General features: G+C 60.3%; 22 protein-coding genes. 13 read left to right on the top strand and 9 right to left on the bottom strand.

Features of this window, described 5'->3' with window-relative positions; translation table 11 throughout:
• Window positions 1–6 precede the first annotated feature (6 nt).
• Entirely contained in the window at window positions 7–819 is an 813-nt protein-coding gene (locus HK44_RS17890; protein ID WP_019690115.1) for a crotonase/enoyl-CoA hydratase family protein, read from the bottom strand.
• 219 nt (window positions 820–1,038) lie between these two features.
• Here HK44_RS17890 and HK44_RS17895 point away from each other — a divergent pair, with 219 nt between their 5' ends.
• A complete protein-coding gene (locus HK44_RS17895) occupies window positions 1,039–1,473 on the top strand; it encodes a YeeE/YedE family protein (RefSeq protein WP_019690114.1) in 435 nt (144 codons plus the stop codon).
• 2 nt (window positions 1,474–1,475) lie between these two features.
• Complete coding sequence (locus tag HK44_RS17900; protein WP_019690113.1) at window positions 1,476–1,889, top strand: DUF6691 family protein; 414 nt, start codon at window positions 1,476–1,478, stop codon at window positions 1,887–1,889.
• A 71-nt stretch (window positions 1,890–1,960) separates the two neighbouring features.
• On the opposite strand, the gene HK44_RS17905 is transcribed toward HK44_RS17900, so the two are convergent.
• The gene (locus HK44_RS17905; RefSeq protein WP_019690112.1) at window positions 1,961–3,244 is read right to left on the bottom strand and encodes a Zn-dependent hydrolase; all 1,284 of its coding nucleotides are present in this window, start codon (window positions 3,242–3,244) and stop codon (window positions 1,961–1,963) included.
• Window positions 3,245–3,409: 165 nt separating this feature from the next.
• A complete protein-coding gene (locus HK44_RS17910; protein WP_019690111.1) occupies window positions 3,410–4,894 on the bottom strand; it encodes an NCS1 family nucleobase:cation symporter-1 in 1,485 nt (494 codons plus the stop codon).
• Between the two features lie 622 nt (window positions 4,895–5,516).
• Between HK44_RS17910 and hydA the strand changes: the two genes are divergently transcribed.
• The 3 genes from hydA to preA all read left to right on the top strand — a co-directional run bounded on the left by hydA (window position 5,517) and on the right by preA (window position 9,831).
• Complete coding sequence (gene hydA / locus HK44_RS17915) at window positions 5,517–6,956, top strand: dihydropyrimidinase (RefSeq protein ID WP_019690110.1); 1,440 nt, start codon at window positions 5,517–5,519, stop codon at window positions 6,954–6,956.
• Between the two features lie 232 nt (window positions 6,957–7,188).
• Window positions 7,189–8,556 carry an NAD(P)-dependent oxidoreductase gene (locus HK44_RS17920; RefSeq protein ID WP_024265041.1) on the top strand — a complete coding sequence of 456 codons (1,368 nt, stop codon included), beginning with the start codon at window positions 7,189–7,191 and terminating at the stop codon, window positions 8,554–8,556.
• Entirely contained in the window at window positions 8,557–9,831 is a 1,275-nt protein-coding gene (gene preA, locus HK44_RS17925; protein WP_019690108.1) for an NAD-dependent dihydropyrimidine dehydrogenase subunit PreA, read from the top strand. It begins immediately after the preceding gene.
• Window positions 9,832–9,951: 120 nt separating this feature from the next.
• On the opposite strand, the gene HK44_RS17930 is transcribed toward preA, so the two are convergent.
• Window positions 9,952–10,572 carry a TetR/AcrR family transcriptional regulator gene (locus tag HK44_RS17930; protein WP_019690107.1) on the bottom strand — a complete coding sequence of 207 codons (621 nt, stop codon included), beginning with the start codon at window positions 10,570–10,572 and terminating at the stop codon, window positions 9,952–9,954.
• A 125-nt stretch (window positions 10,573–10,697) separates the two neighbouring features.
• Between HK44_RS17930 and copC the strand changes: the two genes are divergently transcribed.
• Both copC and copD read left to right on the top strand, forming a co-directional pair.
• Window positions 10,698–11,063 carry a copper homeostasis periplasmic binding protein CopC gene (gene copC / locus HK44_RS17935; protein WP_019690106.1) on the top strand — a complete coding sequence of 122 codons (366 nt, stop codon included), beginning with the start codon at window positions 10,698–10,700 and terminating at the stop codon, window positions 11,061–11,063.
• A 3-nt stretch (window positions 11,064–11,066) separates the two neighbouring features.
• A complete protein-coding gene (gene copD / locus HK44_RS17940; RefSeq protein ID WP_019690105.1) occupies window positions 11,067–11,945 on the top strand; it encodes a copper homeostasis membrane protein CopD in 879 nt (292 codons plus the stop codon).
• Window positions 11,946–11,975: 30 nt separating this feature from the next.
• On the opposite strand, the gene HK44_RS17945 is transcribed toward copD, so the two are convergent.
• From HK44_RS17945 to HK44_RS17960, 4 genes are all read right to left on the bottom strand, one after another.
• Window positions 11,976–13,127: an HlyD family secretion protein gene (locus tag HK44_RS17945; protein ID WP_019690104.1), complete on the bottom strand. Its 1,152-nt coding sequence runs from the start codon at window positions 13,125–13,127 to the stop codon at window positions 11,976–11,978.
• Complete coding sequence (locus tag HK44_RS17950) at window positions 13,124–14,791, bottom strand: MFS transporter (protein WP_019690103.1); 1,668 nt, start codon at window positions 14,789–14,791, stop codon at window positions 13,124–13,126. Before HK44_RS17950 ends, HK44_RS17945 begins: the two co-directional genes overlap by 4 nt.
• An 83-nt stretch (window positions 14,792–14,874) precedes the next feature.
• The gene (locus HK44_RS17955; protein WP_019690102.1) at window positions 14,875–15,675 is read right to left on the bottom strand and encodes a sulfite exporter TauE/SafE family protein; all 801 of its coding nucleotides are present in this window, start codon (window positions 15,673–15,675) and stop codon (window positions 14,875–14,877) included.
• A 31-nt stretch (window positions 15,676–15,706) separates the two neighbouring features.
• Complete coding sequence (locus tag HK44_RS17960) at window positions 15,707–16,042, bottom strand: ArsR/SmtB family transcription factor (protein ID WP_024265042.1); 336 nt, start codon at window positions 16,040–16,042, stop codon at window positions 15,707–15,709.
• Window positions 16,043–16,145: 103 nt separating this feature from the next.
• On the opposite strand from HK44_RS17960, the gene HK44_RS17965 reads away from it, so the two are divergent.
• A complete protein-coding gene (locus HK44_RS17965) occupies window positions 16,146–17,009 on the top strand; it encodes an MBL fold metallo-hydrolase (RefSeq protein WP_019690100.1) in 864 nt (287 codons plus the stop codon).
• A 69-nt stretch (window positions 17,010–17,078) separates the two neighbouring features.
• Here the strand turns inward: HK44_RS17965 and bkdR are convergent, their stop codons facing one another.
• Entirely contained in the window at window positions 17,079–17,567 is a 489-nt protein-coding gene (bkdR, locus tag HK44_RS17970; protein ID WP_019690099.1) for a Bkd operon transcriptional regulator BkdR, read from the bottom strand.
• A 187-nt stretch (window positions 17,568–17,754) separates the two neighbouring features.
• On the opposite strand from bkdR, the gene HK44_RS17975 reads away from it, so the two are divergent.
• The 5 genes from HK44_RS17975 (at window position 17,755) to HK44_RS17995 (ending at window position 24,062) form a co-directional block, all read left to right on the top strand.
• On the top strand, window positions 17,755–18,990 hold the full coding sequence (locus HK44_RS17975) for a 3-methyl-2-oxobutanoate dehydrogenase (2-methylpropanoyl-transferring) subunit alpha (RefSeq protein WP_019690098.1): 1,236 nt from the start codon (window positions 17,755–17,757) through the stop codon (window positions 18,988–18,990).
• Between the two features lies 1 nt (window position 18,991).
• On the top strand, window positions 18,992–20,050 hold the full coding sequence (locus HK44_RS17980) for an alpha-ketoacid dehydrogenase subunit beta (protein WP_019690097.1): 1,059 nt from the start codon (window positions 18,992–18,994) through the stop codon (window positions 20,048–20,050).
• Window positions 20,051–21,322: a dihydrolipoamide acetyltransferase family protein gene (locus tag HK44_RS17985; protein ID WP_019690096.1), complete on the top strand. Its 1,272-nt coding sequence runs from the start codon at window positions 20,051–20,053 to the stop codon at window positions 21,320–21,322.
• Window positions 21,323–21,340: 18 nt separating this feature from the next.
• A complete protein-coding gene (gene lpdA / locus HK44_RS17990) occupies window positions 21,341–22,726 on the top strand; it encodes a dihydrolipoyl dehydrogenase (RefSeq protein ID WP_019690095.1) in 1,386 nt (461 codons plus the stop codon).
• Window positions 22,727–23,042: 316 nt separating this feature from the next.
• Window positions 23,043–24,062 carry a branched-chain amino acid aminotransferase gene (locus tag HK44_RS17995; RefSeq protein WP_019690094.1) on the top strand — a complete coding sequence of 340 codons (1,020 nt, stop codon included), beginning with the start codon at window positions 23,043–23,045 and terminating at the stop codon, window positions 24,060–24,062.
• Window positions 24,063–24,111: the final 49 nt, after the last annotated feature.

Raw genomic sequence — 24,111 nt, forward strand, 5'->3', positions numbered from 1 at the left:
GTCTGCTCAGTCCAGAAATTCGGGTTTCTGCTTGCTCATCGACGCCGCCATGGCGACCCGCAGGTCTGTGGATTGCAGCATCGCGGCGTTCCAGGTAGCGATGTATTCCAGGCCATCGTTGATGCTGTGATCGCGCATGTAGCTGATCATCTCTTTGGTCCCGGCAATCGCAATCGGCGATTTGGCAGCAATTTCACGGGCAATGCCCATCACCCCGTCCAGCAGGCTGGTCGTGTCCGGGTAAACCCGGTTGACCAAACCGATGCTGCGCGCCTCTTGCGCGCCGAAGGTGCGACCAGTGTATGCCAGTTCGCGCAGCATGCCGTCACCGATGATCCGCGGCAAGCGTTGTAAAGTGCCAACATCGGCGGCCATGCCCATGTCGATTTCCTTGATCGAAAATTGCGCGTCTTCGGCCGCATAGCGCATGTCACAGGCAGAAATCAGATCGATGGCGCCGCCCAGGCAATAACCCTGAATCGCCGCCAGCACCGGTTTACGGCAGTTATCGACCGCGTTGAACGAAGCTTGCAACGCGAGGATCTTGCGCCGCAACAGGCGCGCATTGCGACCCGCGTCCTTGCCCATTTCGTTGGCCACCGAAGCCAGCATCATCAAATCGATGCCCGAAGAAAAATGCTTGCCGGCACCGCTGATCACCACAGCACGCACTTCATCGGTGTCGTCGATCCACTGGAAAATCTCGATGATTTCAGTCCAGAACACCGCATTCATCGCGTTGATCTTTTCCGGGCGGTTGATCTGCACATGGGCGATGTTGTCGATCAGTTCGACGCGAAAGGCTTGGTATTCGGACATGGCAGTGATCCTTGCTGGCGCTGGAAATAAGCTCAGAACTATAACAAGCCATCGCGCGTGGCTGTAGGCAGTGCATCGGCCAAAAGCGGGACTGAACGCCCACAGACCATGCAGGCGCCTACATCCGTTGATTACCTCCCCTTGATCCTCACAAACGACCCTATGCTCAAGATAAAAAGAGTGGTTTAGTGCCGCCCGTTATCCACCCGGAGAGTTGTCATGACGTTCGATTCGCTTCACTTCACCCCATGGTCCGCATTGGCTGGCGGCGCGCTGATCGGTCTCGCCGCCGGTTTGTGGGTGGTTGCCAGCGGTCGCGTGGCGGGCATCAGCGGGTTGTTGGGCAGCCTGTTGGGCTCCAGAGATTCGGCCTCGGGAGAAAAAGCCCTGTTCCTCCTGGGATTACTGGCGGCACCTGTGCTGTGGATGCTGTTCGTGGGACAGCCGGGTATCGAGTTCAAGACCGGCACCCTGGGCCTGATCGTGGCCGGGCTGCTGGTGGGCATCGGCACCCGCTATGGCGCAGGCTGCACCAGTGGTCATGGCGTGTGCGGTGTTTCACGGCTTTCTCCGCGTTCGATCATCGCCACACTGTGCTTCATGTTCACCGGCTTTACGACGGTGTTCGTCTTGCGTCATCTGCTGGGAAATTGAACATGAAAAAACTGACTGCGTTTGTTGCCGGTTTGCTGTTCGGCATCGGCCTGCTACTGGCAGGCATGGCCAACCCGGCCAAAGTGCTGGGCTTTCTGGACATTGCCGGGCTTTGGGACCCGTCCCTGGCCCTGGTCATGATCGGCGCCATTGCCGTAGCGTGGGTACCGTTTCACTGGGCCATGAAACAGAAAAAATCCCTGCTGGGCTTACCCATGCAACTGCCGGTAAGCCGTGAACTGGATCGACGCCTGATCGGTGGCAGTCTGCTGTTCGGCGTCGGCTGGGGCATTGCCGGCATGTGCCCGGGCCCGGCACTGGTGCTGCTGCCCACTGGGCACTGGCAGGCCTGGGTGTTTGTGATTGCCATGCTGGCGGGCATGCTCACGTTCAACGTCCTGCAGACCCGTCGTTGAACACATCAAACGCTTAGGTCGGGCTTGCGTATGACGTGCACTGCTTTAGCCCAACAGTGCACGTCGGTCATTCAGGCTGCCAACTCACCACTGGCAATCGCCGCCGAAGCCGCCAGCATCGCCCGCAGTAACACCGCACAACCGGCCGCCAGGTCGTCCGGTGCGGCGTTTTCGATTTCGTTGTGGCTGATGCCTCCCTCGCACGGCACGAAGATCATCCCGGCCGGCCCCAGCTCCGCAAGGAAGATCGCGTCATGCCCCGCCCCGCTGACGATGTCCATGTGTGACAGCCCAAGACCTTGCGCCGCACTGCGCACCGCCTCGACGCAGCCCTTGTCGAAATACAGCGGCGGGAAGTCGGCAGTTGGGGTCAGTTCGTAAGTCAGACCGTGCTCATCGCAGGTGCTGTCGATCACCTGCTGCACTTGCGCGATCATCGAGTCCAGCCGCGCCGGTTCAAGATGACGGAAATCCAGGGTCATGCGCACTTCGCCGGGGATGACGTTACGTGAACCCGGATAAGCTTGCAGACATCCGACGGTGCCACAGGCGTGGGGTTGATGACCAAGCGCGGTACGGTTCACGGCGGCGACGATTGCGGCGGCACCGACCAACGCATCCTTGCGCAAATGCATCGGCGTCGGCCCGGCGTGAGCCTCGACGCCGTGCAGTTTGAGGTCGAACCACTTCTGCCCCAACGCGCCCATCACCACACCAATGGTCTTGTGCTCGTCTTCCAGAATCGGGCCTTGCTCAATGTGTGCTTCAAAGTAGGCACCGACTGCGTGGCCACTGACCTTGCGCGGACCGGCATAGCCGATGGCATTCAGCGCCTCACCCACGGTCACGCCGCTGGCGTCGGTCTTGGCCAGGGTTTCTTCGAGGGTGAATTTTTCGGCAAACACCCCGGAGCCCATCATGCACGGGGCGAAGCGCGAGCCTTCTTCGTTGGTCCAGACCACCACTTCCAGCGGCGCCTCGGTTTCCACGCCCAAGTCGTTGAGAGTGCGCAGCACTTCGACCCCGGCCAACACGCCGAAACAGCCGTCAAATTTGCCGCCGGTAGGTTGGGTGTCGATGTGGCTGCCAGTCATCACCGGTGGCAGTTGCGGATTGCGCCCGGCGCGGCGGGCAAAGATGTTGCCAACGGCGTCGATGCTCACCGTGCAGCCCGCCTCCTCGCACCAGCTGACAAAAATGTCGCGGGCCTGGCGGTCAAGGTCGGTCAGGGCCAGGCGACAGACGCCGCCCTTGACCGTGGCACCGAGTTTGGCCAGCTCCATGAGCGACTGCCAGAGGCGGTCGCGATTGATGTGCTGATGGCTGGACTGCAGAACGTCTACGGCAGCGTTCATGGTGATCTCCTCAGACAGTTGTTATAGGTTCTATCAGGCAAATCGTTGGTGAATTTTAGGTCGTCATCGCGAGCGGGCTCGCTCCCACAAGGGTTTTGTGAACACTGGAGATCCACTGTGGGAGCAGCCGGGCGGCGTTCCGTCTGCTCGCGATGAGGCCATCCCTCACACCGGAGACTTCACAACAGACGGGCTAGTACGCATTGCGCACAACCCGTAATACATCAGCCCGCCAAGGGCCGAGCCGGTGAACCAGCCGTAGCTGTAGAACCAGCTGAAGGCATCGCTGCCCAACGACAGCAAGGTCAACACCACCGGCACGCCGAAGGCGATGAAGCCGTTCCAGTTCCACGCCGGGTACACGTCATCGCGGTACAGGCCAGCCAGGTCCAGTTGCTGCTTCTTGATCAGGAAATAGTCCACCACCATGATCCCGGCAATCGGCCCGAGCAAACTCGAATACCCGAGCAACCAGTTGGAATAGACCGTTTCCAGACTGACATTAGAGACGATCAGCCCAAGCTTCTTCAGCAGTTCGTGGCCCATCAGCGCCAGCCCTACCAGACCGGTCAACATCACCGCTTTGGTGCGGTTGATGAGTTTAGGCGCGAGGTTCTGGAAGTCGTTGGTCGGCGAAACGATGTTGGCGGCCGTGTTGGTCGACAGCGTCGCGATAATGATCAGCGCCATGGCGAACGCCACCCACACCGGGCTCTGGATATGCCCGATCAGGCTGACCGGATCAGAGACGGTCACACCCACCAGTTTCGCCGATGCGGCAGTCATCACCACCCCGAGCGAGGCGAACAGGAACATGGTCAGCGGCAAACCGAAAATCTGCCCGAGTATCTGGTCTTTCTGGCTTTTGGCGTAACGGCTGAAGTCCGGGATATTAAGCGACAAGGTCGCCCAGAACCCGACCATCGCGGTCAGCCCGGCCAGGAAGTAACCGGTCACGCTGGCGCCTTCAGGACGCTTCGGTGGCTGGGCCAGCAACTCGGTCAGCGACACATTCGGCATGGCCCAGACCAGCAGGCCCAGCCCCACCGCCACCAACAGCGGTGCCGAGAGCGTTTCCAGCCATTTGATCGACTCGGCACCGCGCAGCACCACCCACAGGTTCAGCGTCCAGAACATCATGAAGCCGATCACTTCGCCGGTGCCCCCGAGGGATTTCCAGCCCTCGAAAACCGAGCCGAGAAACAGGTGAATCGCCAGCCCGCCAAACATCGTCTGGATACCGAACCAGCCGCAGGCCACCAGCGCACGGATCAGACACGGTATGTTGGAGCCGATCACCCCGAACGAGGAACGCAACAACACCGGAAACGGAATCCCGTACTTGGTGCCCGCAAAGGCGTTGAGGGTCAGTGGAATCAGCACGATGACGTTGGCCAGCAGAATCGCCAGCAGCGCCTCGCCAACCGTCAGGCCAAAGTACGCAGTAAGCACCCCGCCGAGGGTGTAGGTCGGCACGCACACCGACATGCCGATCCACAACGCGGTGATGTGCCATTTGTTCCAGGTTCGTTCGTGCACCTTGGTCGGCGCAATGTCGTGGTTGTACCGGGGACTGTCGAGGACGTCGCTGCCGGCGTCCAGTTCGTACAACCCTTGGCGCTCGGTGACGTGCGATCTGTTCTGTTGCATGGCCGCTCCACTGTTTTTCTGATTATTTTGCTCATCGGGCTGGCCTGCGGTTAAACCACGAGCCGGACGATGGCCGGAGAACTGACGACTTTTACCGGCCGGCCAAGGTGTCAGCGGCAGCAATCAATAAGCATGCCGGACACTCTGCCGACGACCTGGGCACGTCGGTAAAATCCATGTAAACAACTGATGTTCATCAGTTTTATTCAAACAACAAGCGAGCCCGCGAATACATGCCCGGGCACTCAGGCAAAATGCCAGGCAAGTTGTCCGAACCATCAGGACTCAATCTGGTGCGTTACATTTATTTTGTATTTTTTCTGTCAGCCACAGGCACTCCTCAAATAGCTGATTTCACATAGGAAATCTTGACCATATTTCGATCCTGTCAAGTGCGTCAAAATGGTGAGACGCCTCACCATTTTGGTGATTTGTGCATTTAATTGTTTAATATCAATAAGTTAATATAGTTATAAGCTTATAAAAAATATTCTTGCCCAATCCGATATCTCCAGCTAGCGTTTATTCCTGACAGCGCTGACAGGAATACAACTTCCTTAGCCTGCTACATATAAAACACTTAGAACCGGCATAAGCCAGTCAAGCCTGCGAGGAACTCGGAATGTCTCTGTTGATCCGTGGCGCCACTGTTATTACCCATGATGAAAGTTATCGCGCCGATGTCTTGTGCGCCGACGGCGTGATCAAAGCCATCGGTCATAACCTCGACACTCCCACCGGCTGCGAAGTGCTCGACGGCAGCGGTCAATACCTGATGCCCGGCGGCATCGACCCGCACACGCACATGCAACTGCCCTTCATGGGCACCGTGGCCAGCGAAGATTTTTTCAGCGGCACGGCGGCTGGTCTGGCCGGCGGCACCACCTCGATCATCGACTTCGTCATTCCCAATCCGCAGCAATCGCTGCTGGAAGCCTTCCATCAATGGCGCGGCTGGGCCGAGAAATCAGCCTCCGACTATGGCTTTCACGTCGCCATCACCTGGTGGAGCGAACAGGTTCGCGAAGAAATGGCCGAGCTGGTCAGCCATCATGGGGTCAACAGCTTCAAGCATTTCATGGCGTACAAGAACGCGATCATGGCGGCCGACGACACACTGGTCGCGAGTTTCGAGCGCTGCCTGGAGCTCGGTGCCGTACCGACCGTGCACGCGGAAAACGGCGAACTGGTCTACCACCTGCAACGCAAGTTGATGGCCCAGGGCATCACCGGGCCTGAAGCGCATCCGCTGTCGCGGCCATCCCAGGTTGAAGGTGAAGCCGCGAGCCGGGCGATCCGTATCGCTGAAACCCTCGGCACGCCGCTGTACCTGGTCCACGTCTCGACCAAGGAAGCGCTGGATGAAATCACCTACGCCCGCAGCAAGGGCCAACCGGTCTATGGCGAAGTACTGGCCGGGCATCTGTTGCTGGATGACAGCGTCTATCGGCACCCGGACTGGCAAACCGCCGCCGGTTACGTGATGAGCCCGCCCTTCCGTCCGCGCGGCCATCAGGAAGCGCTTTGGCACGGCCTGCAATCGGGCAACCTGCACACCACCGCCACTGACCATTGCTGCTTCTGTGCCGAACAGAAAGCCGCGGGCCGTGACGACTTCAGCAAAATCCCCAACGGTACGGCCGGCATCGAAGATCGCATGGCGGTGCTGTGGGATGAAGGGGTCAACACCGGGCGCCTGTCGATGCAGGATTTCGTTGCGCTGACCTCTGCCAACACCGCAAAAATCTTCAACCTCTACCCGCGCAAAGGCTCGATCCGCGTCGGTGCCGATGCCGACCTGGTGCTGTGGGACCCGCAAGGTACGCGGACCATTTCTGCCAAGACGCATCACCAAAACGTCGACTTCAACATCTTTGAAGGCAAGACCGTGCGCGGCGTGCCCAGCCACACCATCAGCCAGGGGCGACTGGTCTGGGCCGACGGCGACCTGCGTGCCGAACGCGGTGCCGGGCGCTACATCGAACGCCCGGCGTACCCGGCAGTGTTTGACCTGTTGAGCAAGCGGGCTGAGTTGCGCAGGCCGACGGCTGTGAAACGCTGACGCTACCCCTGTGGCAAGGGAGCTTGCTCCCGCTCGGGTGCGTAGCGCCCGTAAACCAGACAACCCGGTCACGCAGATAGAACGCAATCGACCGGTTTGGGAGCGCTTTGCACTCCAGCGGGAGCAAGCTCCCTCGCCACAGGATGCGGCGTTGCCAACCACCTATTTGCGTCATGTACAAAAAACAATGCCCATCAGAGGCAGTACCTCAAATAACCGTGAGGCCAACACCGTGATCAAGACTCTGAGCCACTTGCCCCATCCCGCCGAGGATGCGGCCACCCTCGCCGGCCATTTCACCGATCTGGCGCCACCGTTCAACGACCGTCAAGCACATCTGGAAGCCTCGCGCTGCCTGTATTGCTATGACGCGCCATGCGTCAACGCATGCCCGAGCGACATCGATATCCCGTCGTTCATTCGCAACATCCATCAAGAGAACGTCCAGGGCGCCGCGCAAACAATTCTCTCGGAGAACATCCTGGGCGGCAGTTGCGCCCGGGTCTGTCCGACAGAAATCCTTTGCCAGCACGCCTGCGTGCGCAACAACGCCCCGGAATGCGCGCCGGTACTGATCGGCCTGTTGCAGCGCTACGCCATCGACAACGCGCACTTTCGCGAGCACCCGTTCCAACGCGCAGCGGCCAGCGGCAAACGGATTGCCGTGGTCGGTGCCGGGCCTGCCGGTTTGTCCTGTGCGCATCGCAGCGCCATGCATGGCCACGAGGTGGTGATTTTCGAGGCGCGGGAAAAGGCCGGTGGCCTCAACGAATACGGGATCGCCAAATACAAACTGGTGGATGACTTTGCCCAGCATGAGCTGGATTTCCTGCTGGAAATCGGCGGCATCGAAATCCGCCACGGGCAAAAACTCGGCGAGAACCTGAGCCTCAGCGAACTGCATCAGCAGTTTGACGCGGTTTTCCTCGGTCTTGGCCTGGCCGCCAGCAAACAGCTGGGGCTGGCTGACGAAGACGCCCCAGGGCTGCTGGCCGCTACCGATTACATTCGCGAACTGCGCCAGGCCGATGACCTGAGCCAATTGCCGCTGGCCGATCATTGCATCGTCCTCGGCGCCGGCAACACGGCAATCGACATGGCCGTGCAAATGGCCCGCCTCGGTGCGCATGACGTGAATCTGGTGTACCGCCGTGGCCTTGAGGACATGGGCGCGACCGGTCATGAGCAGGACATCGCCAAGGCCAATCAGGTACGGCTGATGACCTGGGCGCAACCGCAGGACGTCTTGCTCGACGACAAAGGCCAGGTGCGCGGCATGCGGTTCGCCCGTACACGTATGGACAATGGCCGGCTGATCAGCACCGGGGACACCTTCGAGCTGGCCGCCGATGCGATCTTCAAAGCCATCGGCCAACGATTCGACGACAGCGCGCTGAGTGATCCGCTGGCCCGCGAGCTGAAACGCCAGGGCGAACGAATTCAGGTGGATGAACAGATGCGTACCAGCATTCCCGGCGTCTATGCCGGTGGCGATTGCACCAGCCTCGATCAGGACCTCACCGTGCAGGCCGTGCAACACGGCAAACTCGCCGCTGAAGCGATCCATGCCCAACTCATGCTCAACGTGGAGGCTGCGTAAATGGCCGATCTCTCGATTGTCTTTGCCGGCATCAAAGCTCCTAACCCGTTCTGGCTGGCCTCCGCGCCACCCACCGACAAGGCTTACAACGTGGTCCGTGCGTTCGAGGCCGGCTGGGGTGGCGTGGTCTGGAAAACCCTGGGTGAAGACCCGGCGGCGGTCAACGTCTCGTCGCGTTACTCCGCGCATTTTGGCGCCAACCGTGAAGTCATCGGCATCAACAACATTGAGCTGATCACTGACCGCTCACTGGAAATCAATCTGCGGGAAATCACCCAGGTCAAAAAAGACTGGCCGGATCGCGCACTGATCGTGTCGCTGATGGTGCCTTGCGTTGAAGAGTCCTGGAAAAACATCCTGCCGCTGGCAGAAGCTACGGGCGCCGATGGCATCGAACTGAACTTCGGTTGCCCCCACGGCATGCCGGAACGTGGCATGGGCGCGGCAGTGGGCCAGGTGCCGGAATACGTCGAGCAAGTCACCCGCTGGTGCAAGACCTATTGTTCGCTGCCGGTGATCGTCAAGCTCACGCCGAACATCACCGACATCCGCGTCGCCGCCCGAGCAGCCCATCGTGGCGGCGCCGATGCGGTGTCGCTGATCAACACCATCAACTCGATCACCAGCATCGACCTGGATCGCATGGTTGCGCATCCGATGGTTGGCAGCCAAAGCACCCACGGTGGTTACTGCGGTTCGGCGGTCAAACCGATTGCGTTGAACATGGTCGCCGAAATCGCCCGCGACCCGCAGACCCAGGGCCTGCCCATTTGTGGCATCGGCGGCATTGGCAGTTGGCGTGACGCAGCTGAATTCATGGCCCTGGGCAGTGGCGCGGTGCAGGTGTGCACGGCGGCGATGCTGCATGGCTTTCGGATCGTCGAGGAGATGAAGGACGGATTGTCCCGCTGGATGGACAGCCAAGGCTACTCAAGCGTGCAGGACTTTTCCGGGCGTGCGGTGGGCAATACCACGGACTGGAAATACCTGGACATCAACTATCAAGTGATCGCCAAGATCGACCAGCAAGCCTGCATTGGTTGCGGCCGCTGTCACATCGCCTGCGAAGACACCTCGCACCAGGCTATCGCCAGCCTGAAACAGCCGGACGGCACCCACAAATATGCAGTGATCGACGACGAGTGCGTGGGTTGCAACCTGTGCCAGATCACCTGCCCGGTGCAGGACTGCATCGAGATGGTACCAGTCGATAACGGGAAAGCGTTTCTGGACTGGGACCATGATCCGAGGAATCCCTATCATGTCGCGGGTTGAGGTCCGCGTCGCCTGATCAGACGCCATCGCGAGCAGGCTCGCTCCCACAGGGATCTGGTGAACGCTGAGATCCAATGTGCGAGCCTGCTCGCGATGAGGCTATCAGCCGCGCAACAAATCTCACGGCTCCAACCCGATCCCCCGCAAAATCACGCTGGTCACTGTCTGCACTGCGCGTTCGAACTGCATGTCCGACAGCGCTTGATGGTCGTTGAGGATGTTGATCTGATGATCGAAGTCGGCGTAATGCTGGGTCGAGGCCCAGATCATGTACAGCAGGCTTGAAGGCTCCACCGGCAGGATGCGTTTGTCCTCCACCCATTGGCGAATTTTCGCTTCCTTCATCTTGGCCCAGTCGTACAGGCTGACATCCAGCGCCTCACCCAATGTCGGCGCACCGTGGATGATTTCATTGGCCCAGACTTTCGAGCCGTAAGGCCGGCTGCGGGAATGGTTCATCTTGGCGCGGATGTAACTGCTGAGCACCACCCGTGGGTCATCGAACATCTCGAAGCACAGCGCGTCCTGCTTCCAGACTTCGAGCAAATCGAACAGCACAGCGCTGTACAGCTCAGCCTTGGTGCTGAAGTAGTAATGCAGATTGGAGCGCGGCAGTTGCACTTCTTTAGCGATGTCGGCCATCGCGGTACTGCCAAAACCTTTCTCGGCGAAGACCTTCTCGGCGGCCAGGAGGATTTTCTCGACGTTACTGCGACGGATCTCGATCTTGTGATTGCCCATAAGGGCCCCCTGACAGCGGCATGGGTCAAGACTAGCATTCGCCACTTGCGAAACGAAACGTCGTACAGGGTGAGAGGCATAGGTAAACTGTCGCATCTTCCAATCTGCCCGAAAGGTGCTGACCGATGTTCTTCAAAAAAGCCCTGACTGTGACTGCCCTGCTCGGCTCGCTGCTCGCCGCCTCTTCGGTGTTTGCTCACGCCCACCTGAAAAGCTCGACGCCGGCCGCCGACAGCAGCGTTGCCGCACCTGCCGAATTGCGTCTGGTGTTCTCCGAAGGGGTTGAAGCCAGTTTCAGCAAAGTCGATATCAGCAAGGATGGCGTCGCCGTTGCCGTGAAAAGCATCGCCACCGAAAGCGCCGATAAAAAGACCCTGGTCGTCACCCCTGCCGCGCCTCTGAGCGCCGGTCACTACGAGGTCGAATGGCATGCAGTGTCGGTCGACACCCATAAAAGCGATGGCAACTACAGCTTCAAGGTGAGTCAGTAATCGATGTCGAGCACGCTGGTCCTGTGCCGCTTCCTGCATTTCGCCGCCGTGCTGATGCTGTTCGGGGCCTGTCTGTTCAGGCCCCTGCTGTTGCGCCATGAACCACTGAGCCAAGCGCTCGCGACACTCGATCAAAGTCTCGCCGGGCTGAGTCGGCTGCTCGCCGGGTTCGCCTTGTTCACCGGGGTTTGCTGGCTGCTGTTGATCACCGCCAGCATGGCCGGCTCGCTGTCGGCGGCGTTTGATTGGCCAACCGTGCAACGGGTGTTGAACAACACCTTCTTCGGACAGGTCTGGCGTTGGCATCTGCTGTTCAACGGGCTGCTGGTGGTCTGCCTGCTGAGCCCGCTGAACAACTCGTTTGCGCTGCGTATGCTCCTGAGCAGCCTGCTGCTGATGACCCTCGCCCCGGTCGGCCACGGCGCTATGCTCGATGGCCTGAGTGGCCAGTTGCTGATCCTCAATCAAGTGATTCACCTGATCTGCGTCGGTGCCTGGCTGGGCGGACTCATGCTGCTGCTGATGATTCTGCGGAGACCGACGACCCACGCTGTCGGGCCGATACTGCAACGCTTTAGCGGGATCGGTTATGGGTTGGTGGCGGGTTTGCTGGTGACCGGCCTGATCAACGTCCGGGTGTTGACCGGGGCCTTCTGGCCGACACCGCTGCTGTCCGGGTTCGCGCTGATTCTGTTGATCAAGGTGCTGTTGGTCAGCGCTATGCTTGGCCTGGCGCTGTTCAATCGCTTGAAAATCAAGCACTGCGAGCAACGCCTCTCGGCGCTGCGCACCAGCGTGATGCTGGAGTGGTTGCTGGGGATAGCGGCCGTGGCGGCGGTTTCCCTGTTGGGTACATTACCGCCGATGGTGGCCGGTAACTGATCGTTCCCGCATGGGAACGATCAGCGGCACCTACGGATTGCCAGCGACAGCATCGCCTTGCCCGGACGTATCGATACTCACCACCACCGACATGCCAGGCCGCAGGCGTTCGCTTTGCGCCTGGTTCGCGTCGACGGTGATGCGCACCGGCACGCGTTGGGCAATTTTGACGAAGTTGCCGGTGGCGTTGTCGGCCTGCAGCAGGCTGAACTCAGAACCGGTGGCCGGTGAAATACGCTGCACTCGACCGTGAAATTTCTGGTGGTTCAGCGCGTCGACAGTGAAGGTAACCGGCTGGCCGATGTGGATGTTGTTCATCTGGGTTTCTTTCATGTTGGCGATCACCCACAGCTGACTCGGCACCAGTGCCATCAACTGCGCACCGGAGTTGACGTAGGCACCAAGGCGCACGCCGATCTGCCCGAGTTGACCGTCTTGCGGGGCAACCACGCGGGTGTTGGACAGATCGATCCGCGCCAGCTCAACCGCCGCCTCGGCACTGGCCACAGCGGCCTCCAGCGAACCTCGATTGACGATCACCGTTTGCAGGTCCTGCCGGGCGATTTCCAGACTCGCCTGGGCCTGCGCCACCGCGGCGATCGTTTGCGCATTAGCGGCACGGGTCACGTCCAGCTCGCGCTTTGACACCGAGCCGTCGCTGATCAACGCTTCGTTTCGCCGCAAGTCCGCCGCACTTTTTTGCGCCTGGGCCTGGCTGTCGGTCAGCGCCGCCTGACGCAGCTTGATCGTCGCCTCGGCGCTGTTGCGTTGCTGCACCGCATTGGCCAGCGCGGCTTTCTGCACCGCCAGTTGTGCCAGCGATTGATCCAGACGTTGCTTGTAGATCCGGTCATCCAGCCGCACCAGCAGGTCGCCGGTCTTGACGAACTGGAAGTCCTGCACCGGCACTTCAAACACGTAGCCGCTGAGTTGCGGGCCGATGATCGTCACCTGGCCACGAACCAGCGCATTCTCAGTGCTTTCAATGGCGCTGCCGAACGGTGGCAACTGCCAGGCATACAGCACGATCAGCACCCCGACGATGGCAATGGCAGCAAAGCCCAGCGACGAAATGATTCGCACCGGCAGCGAACGCGGCTCGGTGCCGGAAGTTTTAGGCGGTGCCTCGCCCTCGGGCGTCGAGGCGATGGCGTTGGTGGTTGTGGTGATCGGATCGGTCATGAAGAAGAGGCACCGCTGGAAGGAACGGAAGTCGGGCTGGCCGGCGCGGGAGCGACAGCCTTGGTCGTGCTCAGCAGCCACAGGCTGCGAATGAAGATCCAGAGCATGGTCAGCATCGCGATCACCGCGATCAGCATGAACACGTCGTTATAGGCCATGACATTCGCCTCCCGGGTCGCAGCCGCTGCCAGGCTACGTATGCCCTGGGTGGTGCGGGCCGACGGGTCGGCGATACTCGACACATAACTCGCGCTGCTGCCTTGCACACGGCTGACCACTTGCGGGTCGATCAGGGTCAGGCGCTCGACGATATGGCTGGAATGGAATTTTTCCCGGGCGATCTGGAACGTCCCCAACAGCGCCGCGCCAATCAAGCCACCGAGGCTCTGGCAGATCCCGAACAGCACTGAAAAACTCACCAGATTGCGCGGATTGGTCAACACGTTGCGCGTGCCGAGCACCATGGTCGGCCCGAGGAAAAACGTCCCGCCAAAGGCCAGCAGAAACTGGCTAAGGTACATGTTCTCCGGGCGTGTCAGATTGGTCGAGAAACTGTCCATCACGGAACCGGTGGCCATCAGCGCCAGAGAAATGATCAACGGCATCAACAGGTGCGAGGGATTGATCGTCAGCGCGCTGGTGGCAAGGCCAGCGACGCTGCCCAACAGCATCACCACGTAAAGGCTGTGCATCTGCTGGCTGCCCAGGTTCAGGGTTTGCAGCAAACCCACGGCCCCGGTGGATTGCTCGGTGAGCACCATACGGATGAGAATCACCGCCAATGCCAGGCGAATCATCACCCCGCTGCCGAGCCAGCGGGTCATCAGCATCGGGTTACTGCGGTTATGTTCGATGGCCAGACCGGCCATGATCAGCACGATCGAGCCGGCCGAGGCGACGCCGATCCACGGTGCTTCGAGCCACCAATCGATACGGCCCAACGATAACACCGCGCAGAGCAGCGCCACCCCACCCGCCAGCAAGGCGAAGGTCAAAAAGTCGAGTTTTTCGAAAGTTTTGAAGCGGTCGCCCGGCGGCAACTTGAGCATGAACACACAGCCCAATGAAGCCAACGCCATGCCCAGTTCAAACAGATAGAGCCCGCGCCATTCGGCGATCTGCAGCAGGTCTTCGGAAAACAGCCGGGCCAGTGGCAACGCCAGTTGCGAAGAGCCCAGGCCCAGCACCAGCGCCTTCATGCGCCACTTCGCCGGGAAAGCCTGAACCATGTAATACAAACCCAGCGAGCTCAGCGCCGCACCGACCATACCGTGGGCGGCGCGCACCGCAATCGCCGAACTCAGGTCGTTGACGAACAAATGGCCGAAGGTCACCAACGCATACAGCACCAGGAACACTTCGGTGAACGCCCGCAGGCCGTACTGCTGACGAAACTTCACCAGCAGCAGGTTCATCGAGACGTTGGTCATCACGTAAGCCGCCGGCAGCCAGGCCATCTCGGCTGTTGTCGCCCCCAGCGCCCCTTGCAGGTAAGGCAGATTGGCGACCACCAACGCATTGCCCAAACCACCGGTCAACGCCACCAGCAACCCGACCAACGCATAAGCCAACCGCTTTGGCGTCGGGTGCAAAGGGGTCGAGGGGGAACCGGGCAAGCTTGGCCGTTCGTGGGGCTGCCAATTGCGCGGGGCGTAGTGATCCATTGCGTGGCCTTGTCATCGGTATAGAAGGCAGTAAACCTGAGCCAGAGATTTCTTGCCAGTTCGCTGCACAGCAACCAACGTTTTCAAGCCTTGAGCAGCATGTAGCCGGCCACCATCAGGCACACACTGGCAAACCCCACTTGAAGTGTCCGGGCCGGAACCCGGGCGCACAATCGCCGCCCCACAACCATCCCGGCGATGCTGGCGGCGATAAAAGCCGCGCCCTGGGCATCGATGGTCACCCCGGCATGAAAGGCGCCGATCACTCCGGTTGCCGAGATCAAACTGATCACCATCAAAGAGGTGGCGATGATGCCGCGCATCTGTACGTCGGTCAGTTGCTTGAATGCCGGCACGATCAGGAAACCGCCACCGACCCCGAGCAAGCCTGAAACCACGCCGGTCACCGCCCCCAATGCAGCCAGGGTTGCGGTGCATTTGGCGGTCCAGGAAAAGCGCCCGGTTTGTTGATCGAGCATGCAGTTTTTCTGGCCCCAGTTGGCGTGGCCGTGATCGCTCGGCCCCGCTTGCGGCTTTTCTCGCCGCAGCATCCGCCAGGCGATCATGATCATCAGCAGACTGAACAGGATCATCAGGACTTTTTCCGGCAGTTGATGGGCGAAGTAGATGCCCACCGGCGAAAACACCGCCCCCAGCAACGCAATCAACAACGCCGCACGGTAACGCACCAACCCATGGCGCAAGCCGTCGATGGCGCCGACGGCCGCCGCACTGCCCACCGCAAACAGCGCCACCGGGGCCGCCTGGGTCATGCTCCAGCCCAGCCCGAGCACCAGGGCCGGCACTGCAAGAATGCCCCCGCCGGCCCCGGTCAACCCCAGGATCAGGCCCATCACCACACCAAACAATGTCGCCAGCAGCATAGGGTTTTCTCAATCGACCTTGGACAAGGCATCACGCCCAGCTTTTTATCACCGCGCCGCAATAGAGGCCCGAGAGTGTTTTCATCACCTGAATCACTTCGTGGCTGGCCAGGCCGTAAAAAATGTATTTGCCTTCACGCCGGGTACTCACCAGCCCTTCGTCGCGTAAAATACCCAACTGCTGGGACAACGTCGGCTGACGCACGCCGGTCATGGTTTCCAATTCGCCGACGTTGCGCTCGCCCTGGGTCAACTGGCAGAGGATCAGCAGGCGGTCCTCATTGGCCAATGTCTTGAGCAGCGCGCAGGCCTTGGAGGCCGAGGCGCGTAATTGCGCCACTTCACCTTCGCTTAGACTGGATTGCATTTGCAGATAACCTTGGTCGTCACTTAAGCTGCGGACATTATGTTTAAACATAAAGTGTTGCAAGCCATTGTGTCTTTCTGTCATCCAGCCAGGACCCGCCGCCATGCCAGCGTTGATCCAAGCCTTCCTTGACGACGCATCAAAGACCTACACCTATGTGATCTATGAACACGACGGCGGCCCGTGCGCCATTGTCGATTCGGTGCTCGATTACCACCCGGCGTCCGGACGAACCGCCACCACCCAGGCTGACCGGGTGATTGCTTTCGTGCGCGAGCACCAGTTGCAAACCCAATGGCTGCTGGAAACCCACGCCCACGCCGACCACCTGTCCGCCGCGCCTTACCTGCGCCGAGAGTTGGGCGGCAAGATCGCCATCGGCCAGGCCATCAGCCAGGTGCAGGACGTCTTCAAGAGCCTGTTCAACCTTGAGCCGGCATTCCGCAGCGACGGTTCGCAGTTCGACCACTTGTTTGCGCCGGACGAGGAATTTGCCATCGGCAACCTCAAGGCCAAGGCGCTGCATGTCCCAGGACACACTCCGGCAGACATGGCCTACCTGATCGACGATGAATTGATTCTTGTAGGCGACACGCTGTTCATGCCCGACGTCGGCACCGCCCGCTGTGACTTCCCCGGTGGCAACGCCAATCAACTATTCGCCTCGATACACAGGTTGCTGGCGCTCCCCGCTGACACCCGTCTCTACGTCTGCCACGACTACCCGCCAGCCGGCCGCACTTCCCAGTGCATGACCACCGTCGGCGAGCAACGCAAAAATAATATTCATGTGCATGACGGCATCGACGAAACGGCGTTCGTCGAAATGCGCACCCGGCGCGATGAGGGCTTGTGCATGCCGACGCTGATGCTGCCGGCGATTCAGGTGAATGTGCGGGCCGGCAACCTGCCGCCGGCGGAAGACAATGGCGTGGTTTACCTGAAAATCCCCATAAACCAGTTCTGACCCCAACACATTACTGACTCCGCACATTACTCCCGTAGCAGCTGCTACGGGTGTGTGGGGGGGAAGGACTCAGTTGGCCAGGGTCAGGCCATTGGCCGGTAGCGGCAGTGCGGTTTTGTAGCGTACTTGCTTGAGCGCAAAACTTGAGCGGATGTTGGCGACGCCCGGGACTTTGGTCAGAAAATCCATCATGAAGCGCTCCAGCGACTGAATGGTCGGCACCAGTACGCGGATCAGATAGTCCGGGTCACCGGCCATCAGGTAACACTCCATCACCTCCGGACGGTTGGCGATGGCTGCCTCGAATTGCGCCAGCGCCTCCTCCACCTGTTTCTCCAGGCTGACGTGAATGAACACGTTGACGTGCAGCCCCAGCAGATCGGCATCCAGCAGCGTGACTTGCTCGCGAATCAGCCCCAATTCTTCCATGGCCTTGACCCGATTGAAGCACGGTGTCGGTGACAGATTCACCGAGCGTGCGAGGTCGGCGTTGGTGATACGGGCGTTCTCCTGAAGACTGTTGAGAATGCCGATGTCGGTACGGTCCAGTTTGCGCATGAGACAAAACAACCTGTTTTTTATGTTTATGCAGATTTTTTATCCTCAAATGGCTTCAACTGCAACGAAACAGAGATAAATATTCTTCTTGCCCCGGCCTATGATTGTTGTAGGACAAGATTTCTTCTACCCGAAGGATGACGGTCAGCTCACTACAAGAAATTCACAAGATCGAGCGTAGAAAGCCATGAATCAAGCGTACGAACCCCTGCGCCTGCACGTTCCCGAACCCTCGGGCCGCCCCGGCTGCAAAACCGACTTCTCCTACCTGCGCCTGACCGATGCCGGTACGGTGCGTAAACCCCCAATCGACGTAGAACCTGCCGACACTGCCGATCTGGCCAAGGGCCTGATTCGCGTGCTCGACGATCAGGGCAATGCCCTCGGTCCGTGGGCGGAAGGCGTGCCCGTGGAGATTCTGCGTAAAGGCATGCGCGCCATGCTCAAGACGCGGATTTTCGACAACCGCATGGTGGTCGCCCAACGTCAGAAAAAGATGTCGTTCTACATGCAGAGCCTTGGCGAAGAAGCCATCGGCAGCGCCCAGGCCCTGGCCCTGAACATCGACGACATGTGCTTCCCCACCTACCGTCAGCAAAGCATTCTGATGGCTCGCGAAGTGCCGCTGGTGGACCTGATCTGCCAACTGCTGTCCAACGAGCGCGATCCGCTCAAGGGCCGTCAGTTGCCGATCATGTACTCCGTTAAAGACGCCGGCTTCTTCACCATCTCCGGCAACCTTGCGACTCAGTTCGTGCAAGGCGTGGGCTGGGGCATGGCGTCGGCGATCAAGGGCGATACCAAGATCGCCTCGGCCTGGATCGGCGACGGCGCCACCGCCGAATCCGACTTCCACACCGCCCTCACCTTCGCTCACGTTTACCGTGCGCCAGTGATCCTCAACGTGGTCAACAACCAGTGGGCGATCTCGACGTTCCAGGCGATTGCTGGCGGTGAAGCCACCACATTCGCCGGTCGCGGCGTCGGCTGCGGCATCGCCTCCCTGCGGGTCGATGGCAACGATTTTGTCGCGGTGTACGCCGCCTCTGCCTGGGCCGCCGAACGCGCCCGCCGCAACCTTGGCCCGACCATGATCGAATGGGTCACCTACCGCGCCGGCCCGCACTCGACGTCCGATGATCCTTCCAAATACCGCCCTGCCGACGACTGGAGCCACTTCCCGTTGGGCGATCCGATTGCGCGCCTCAAGCAGCATCTGATCCGCATCGGCCAGTGGTCCGAAGAGGAGCACGTCAGTGTCAGTGCTGAACTGGAAGCCGAAATCATCGCCGCGCAAAAAGAAGCCGAACAGTACGGCACCCTGGCCGGTGGCCAGATTCCGAGCGCTGCGACCATGTTCGAAGACGTCTATAAAGAGATGCCGGAGCACTTGAAGCGCCAGCGTCAAGAGTTGGGGATCTGACATGAACGATCACAACAATAATATCGAGCTGGAAACCGCCATGACCACAACCACCATGACCATGATCCAGGCCCTGCGCTCGGCCATGGACGTGATGCTCGAGCGTGATGACAACGTCGTGGTGTTCGGCCAGGACGTGGGGTACTTCGGCGGCGTATTCCGTTGCACCGAAGGCCTGCAAAGCAAATACGGCACCTCGCGGGTGTTCGATGCGCCGATCTCCGAAAGTGGCATCGTCGGCGTCGCGGTCGGCATGGGCGCTTACGGTTTGCGGCCAGTGGCCGAGATCCAGTTCGCCGATTACGTCTACCCGGCGTCGGACCAGATCATTTCCGAAGCGGCACGCCTGCGCTATCGCTCGGCCGGCGAGTTCACCGCCCCGATGACCCTGCGCATGCCTTGCGGCGGCGGCATCTATGGCGGCCAGACCCACAGCCAGAGCATCGAAGCGATGTTCACCCAGGTCTGCGGTTTGCGCACGGTTATGCCGTCCAACCCTTATGACGCCAAAGGCCTGTTGATCGCCTCCATCGAGAACGATGACCCGGTGATCTTCCTTGAGCCAAAGCGCCTGTACAACGGCCCGTTCGACGGCCATCACGACCGCCCGGTAACCCCGTGGTCGAAACACCCGGCCGCGCAAGTGCCGGACGGCTACTACACCGTTCCACTGGACCTCGCGGCCATCACCCGTCCGGGCAAGGACGTGACCATCCTGACTTACGGCACCACCGTGTATGTCTCGCAAGTGGCCGCTATCGAGACCGGCATCGACGCCGAAGTCATCGACCTGCGCAGCCTGTGGCCGCTGGACCTGGAAACCATCGTCAAGTCGGTGAAGAAAACCGGCCGTTGCGTGGTCGTCCACGAAGCTACCCGCACCTGCGGCTTTGGCGCAGAACTGGTCGCGCTGGTTCAGGAACATTGCTTCCACCACCTGGAAGCGCCGATCGAGCGTGTGACCGGTTGGGACACCCCCTACCCGCATGCACAAGAGTGGGCGTATTTCCCTGGCCCGTCCCGTGTGGGCGCGGCGTTGAAACGGGTCATGGAGGTCTGAATGGGCACGCACGTTATTAAAATGCCGGACATTGGCGAAGGCATTGCAGAAGTTGAGCTGTCGGTGTGGCACGTTAAAGTCGGCGACATGGTCGTCGAAGATCAGGTGCTGGCTGATGTAATGACCGACAAGGCGATGGTCGACATTCCGTCTCCGGTGCATGGCAAGGTGATCGCCCTCGGCGGTCAGCCGGGCGAAGTCATGGCAGTCGGCAGTGTGTTGATCAGCATTGAAGTCGAAGGCGCGGGCAACGTTAAAGAGTCGGCTGAACCCGTTGCTGCCGTGAAAGAAGCGCCGGTAGCGCCAGCAAAAGTTGAAACCGTTGTTGCAAGCAAACCGGCTGCAACTCAGCGTCCGGCTGCCGTTTGCCAAGGCCCGATGGTCGCGCGTGAAGCGGATGAACGTCCGCTGGCCTCCCCTGCTGTACGTAAACATGCGCTGGACCTCGGTATCCAGCTGCGCCTGGTCCGTGGCACCGGCCCTGCCGGACGGATTCTGCACGAAGACCTCGACGCCTATCTGGCGCAAGGTCAGTCGAACGCATCGAGCACGGTGGCCGCTTACGCCGAACGCAACGACGAACAGCAGATCCCGGTGATCGGCATGCGTCGCAAAATCGCCCAGCGCATGCAGGATGCCACCCAGCGTGCAGCTCACTTCAGCTACGTCGAAGAAATCGACGTCACTGCAGTAGAAGAACTGCGTGCCCATCTGAATGAAAAGCACGGCGCGACTCGCGGCAAGCTGACGCTGCTGCCGTTCCTGGTCCGCGCCATGGTCGTCGCCCTGCGCGACTTCCCGCAGATCAACGCCCGTTACGACGACGAAGCTCAGGTCATCACCCGCCTCGGCGCAGTGCATGTCGGCGTCGCGACCCAAAGCGACATTGGCTTGATGGTGCCGGTGGTGCGTCACGCCGAGGCTCGCAGCCTGTGGGACAGCGCCGCAGAGATCTCCCGCCTGGCCACCGCTGCACGCAATGGCAAAGCCAGCCGCGATGAACTGTCCGGCTCGACCATCACCCTGACCAGCCTCGGCGCCTTGGGCGGCATCGTCAGCACCCCGGTGCTGAACCTGCCGGAAGTGGCGATCGTCGGCGTCAACAAGATCGTCGAGCGGCCAATGGTGATCAAAGGCCAGATCGTGATCCGCAAGATGATGAACCTCTCCAGCTCCTTCGATCACCGGGTGGTCGATGGCATGGACGCAGCGCAATTCATCCAGGCCATTCGCGGCTTGCTCGAACAACCCGCGACGCTGTTCGTTGAATAGGCATTTGTGGAGTAAGGCATGCAACAGACTCTGAACACCACGCTGCTGATCATCGGCGGCGGCCCCGGCGGTTACGTGGCGGCGATCCGCGCGGGCCAGTTGGGCATCAGCACCATTCTGGTCGAAGGCCAGGCGCTCGGCGGCACCTGCCTGAACATCGGCTGCATTCCGTCGAAAGCGCTGATCCATGTGGCCGAGCAGTTCCATCAGACTCAGCACCACAGCCAGCATTCGGCCCTCGGGATCAACGTCTCGGCGCCGACGCTGGACATCGGCAAAAGCGTCGAGTGGAAGGACGGTATCGTTGATCGCCTGACCACCGGCGTCGCGGCGCTGCTGAAAAAGCACAAAGTCCAGGTCATTCAAGGCTGGGCCAAGGTTATCGACGGTAAAACCGTCGAAGTTGGCGACACCCGCATCCAGTGCGAGCACCTGCTGCTGGCCACCGGTTCGACAAGCGTCAACTTGCCGATGCTGCCGATTGGCGGGCCGATCATTTCTTCCACCGAAGCCCTGGCGCCGAAAAGCGTACCGAAACGGTTGATCGTGGTGGGTGGCGGCTACATCGGGCTTGAGCTGGGCATTGCCTACCGCAAGCTCGGGGCCGAGGTCAGCGTGGTCGAGGCGCAGGATCGCATTCTGCCGGCCTACGACGCCGAACTGACCCAACCGGTCAACGAAGCACTCAAACAACTTGGCGTGAAGCTTTACTTGAAGCACAGCGTCGAAGGCTTTGATTCACAAGCCTATACCTTGCAAGTGCGCGACCCGAACGGTGAAACCCTGAACCTGGCCACCGATCAGGTGCTGGTGGCGGTCGGGCGTAAACCCAACACCCAGGGCTGGAACCTTGAAGCGTTGAACCTGGACATGAACGGCTCGGCGATCAAGATCGACAACCGCTGTGCGACCAGCATGCGTAACGTCTGGGCCATCGGCGACCTGAGCGGCGAGCCGATGCTCGCCCACCGCGCCATGGCGCAGGGTGAAATGGTCGCGGAGCTGATCTCGGGCAAACACCGCGAGTTCAACCCCACCGCCATCGCCGCCGTGTGCTTTACCGACCCGGAACTGGTGGTAGTCGGCAAGACCCCGGACGAAGCCAGGGCCGCTGGCCTGGATTGCATCGTGTCGAACTTCCCGTTCGCCGCCAACGGCCGGGCGATGACCCTGGAATCGAAAAACGGTTTCGTACGGGTGGTCGCGCGACGTGATAATCATCTGATTGTCGGCTGGCAAGCTGTCGGTGTTGGCGTGTCCGAATTGTCGACGGCATTCGGCCAGTCGCTGGAAATGGGCGCACGCCTGGAAGACATCGCCGGCACCATCCACGCCCACCCGACGTTGGGTGAAGCGGTGCAGGAAGCGGCGTTACGAGCATTGGGGCACGCGTTGCATTTGTAACCGCTCAACTGTGGCGAGGGAGCTTGCTCCCGCTGGGCTGCGAAGCGGCCCCAATCGCGTCACTGCGATCTGCCTGATACACCGCAGTGTCCGGTTTTACCAGTGCTGCGCACTGGAACGGGAGCAAGCTCCCTCGCCACAGGGTTTCGAATAATGAAGGATCGGCGGCAAGTTTCATGAGCAGGCTAAGAAATCTGCCAATCACCCGATAGTCCGGGCTGCGATTTCGGTCCGGAATGAAGTATTGTTGTCCCCATCCAGAAAAACGTCAGAAGCCTTGAACCATTCAGGCGATTGTTAAGTGATAGAGGGTGTCATGGGTAACGAAAGCATCAATTGGGACAAGCTGGGTTTTGACTACATCAAGACAGACAAGCGCTATTTGTCGCACTGGCGCGATGGCGCCTGGGACAAAGGCACCTTAACCTCCGATAACGTGCTGCACATCAGCGAAGGTTCCACTGCCCTTCACTATGGCCAGCAATGCTTCGAGGGCCTGAAGGCCTACCGCTGCAAGGATGGTTCGATCAACCTGTTCCGCCCGGACCAGAACGCCCTGCGCATGCAGCGCAGCTGCGCTCGCCTGCTGATGCCACAGGTAGACACCGAACAATTCGTCGAGGCCTGCAAGGCCGTGGTTCGTGCCAACGAGCGTTTCATCCCACCGTACGGCACTGGCGGCGCGCTGTACCTGCGTCCGTTCGTGATCGGCGTGGGTGATAACATCGGCGTGCGTACCGCTCCGGAGTTCATCTTCTCGATCTTCTGCATCCCGGTTGGCGCCTATTTCAAGGGTGGCCTGACCCCGCACAACTTCCTGATCTCCAGCTACGACCGCGCGGCCCCACAAGGCACCGGCGCTGCCAAGGTCGGCGGCAACTACGCCGCCAGCCTGATGCCTGGCTCCCAGGCCAAGAAAGCGCACTTCGCCGACTGCATCTACCTGGACCCGATGACCCACACGAAAATCGAAGAAGTCGGCTCGGCCAACTTCTTTGGTATCACCCAGGACAACACCTTCGTCACGCCGAAGTCCCCTTCGGTGTTGCCAGGCATCACCCGCCTGTCGTTGATCGAGCTGGCAAAATCGCGTCTGGGTATGGAAGTCATTGAAGGTGACGTGTTCATCGACAAGATCAGCGACTTCAAGGAAGCCGGCGCCTGCGGTACTGCTGCGGTGATCACGCCAATCGGCGGCATCGAGTACAACGGCAAACTGCACGTGTTCCACAGCGAAACCGAAGTCGGCCCGGTCACCCAGAAGCTCTACAAAGAGCTGACCGGTGTGCAGACCGGCGACATCGAAGCGCCAGAGGGCTGGATCGTCAAGGTCTGATCCAGCGCTTGTGGCACTGAAAAGCCCACCCATCGCTCACGCGGTGGGT

The sequence above is a fragment of the Pseudomonas fluorescens HK44 genome (genome assembly GCF_000217955.3).
Classification (GTDB): domain Bacteria; phylum Pseudomonadota; class Gammaproteobacteria; order Pseudomonadales; family Pseudomonadaceae; genus Aquipseudomonas; species Aquipseudomonas fluorescens_AQ.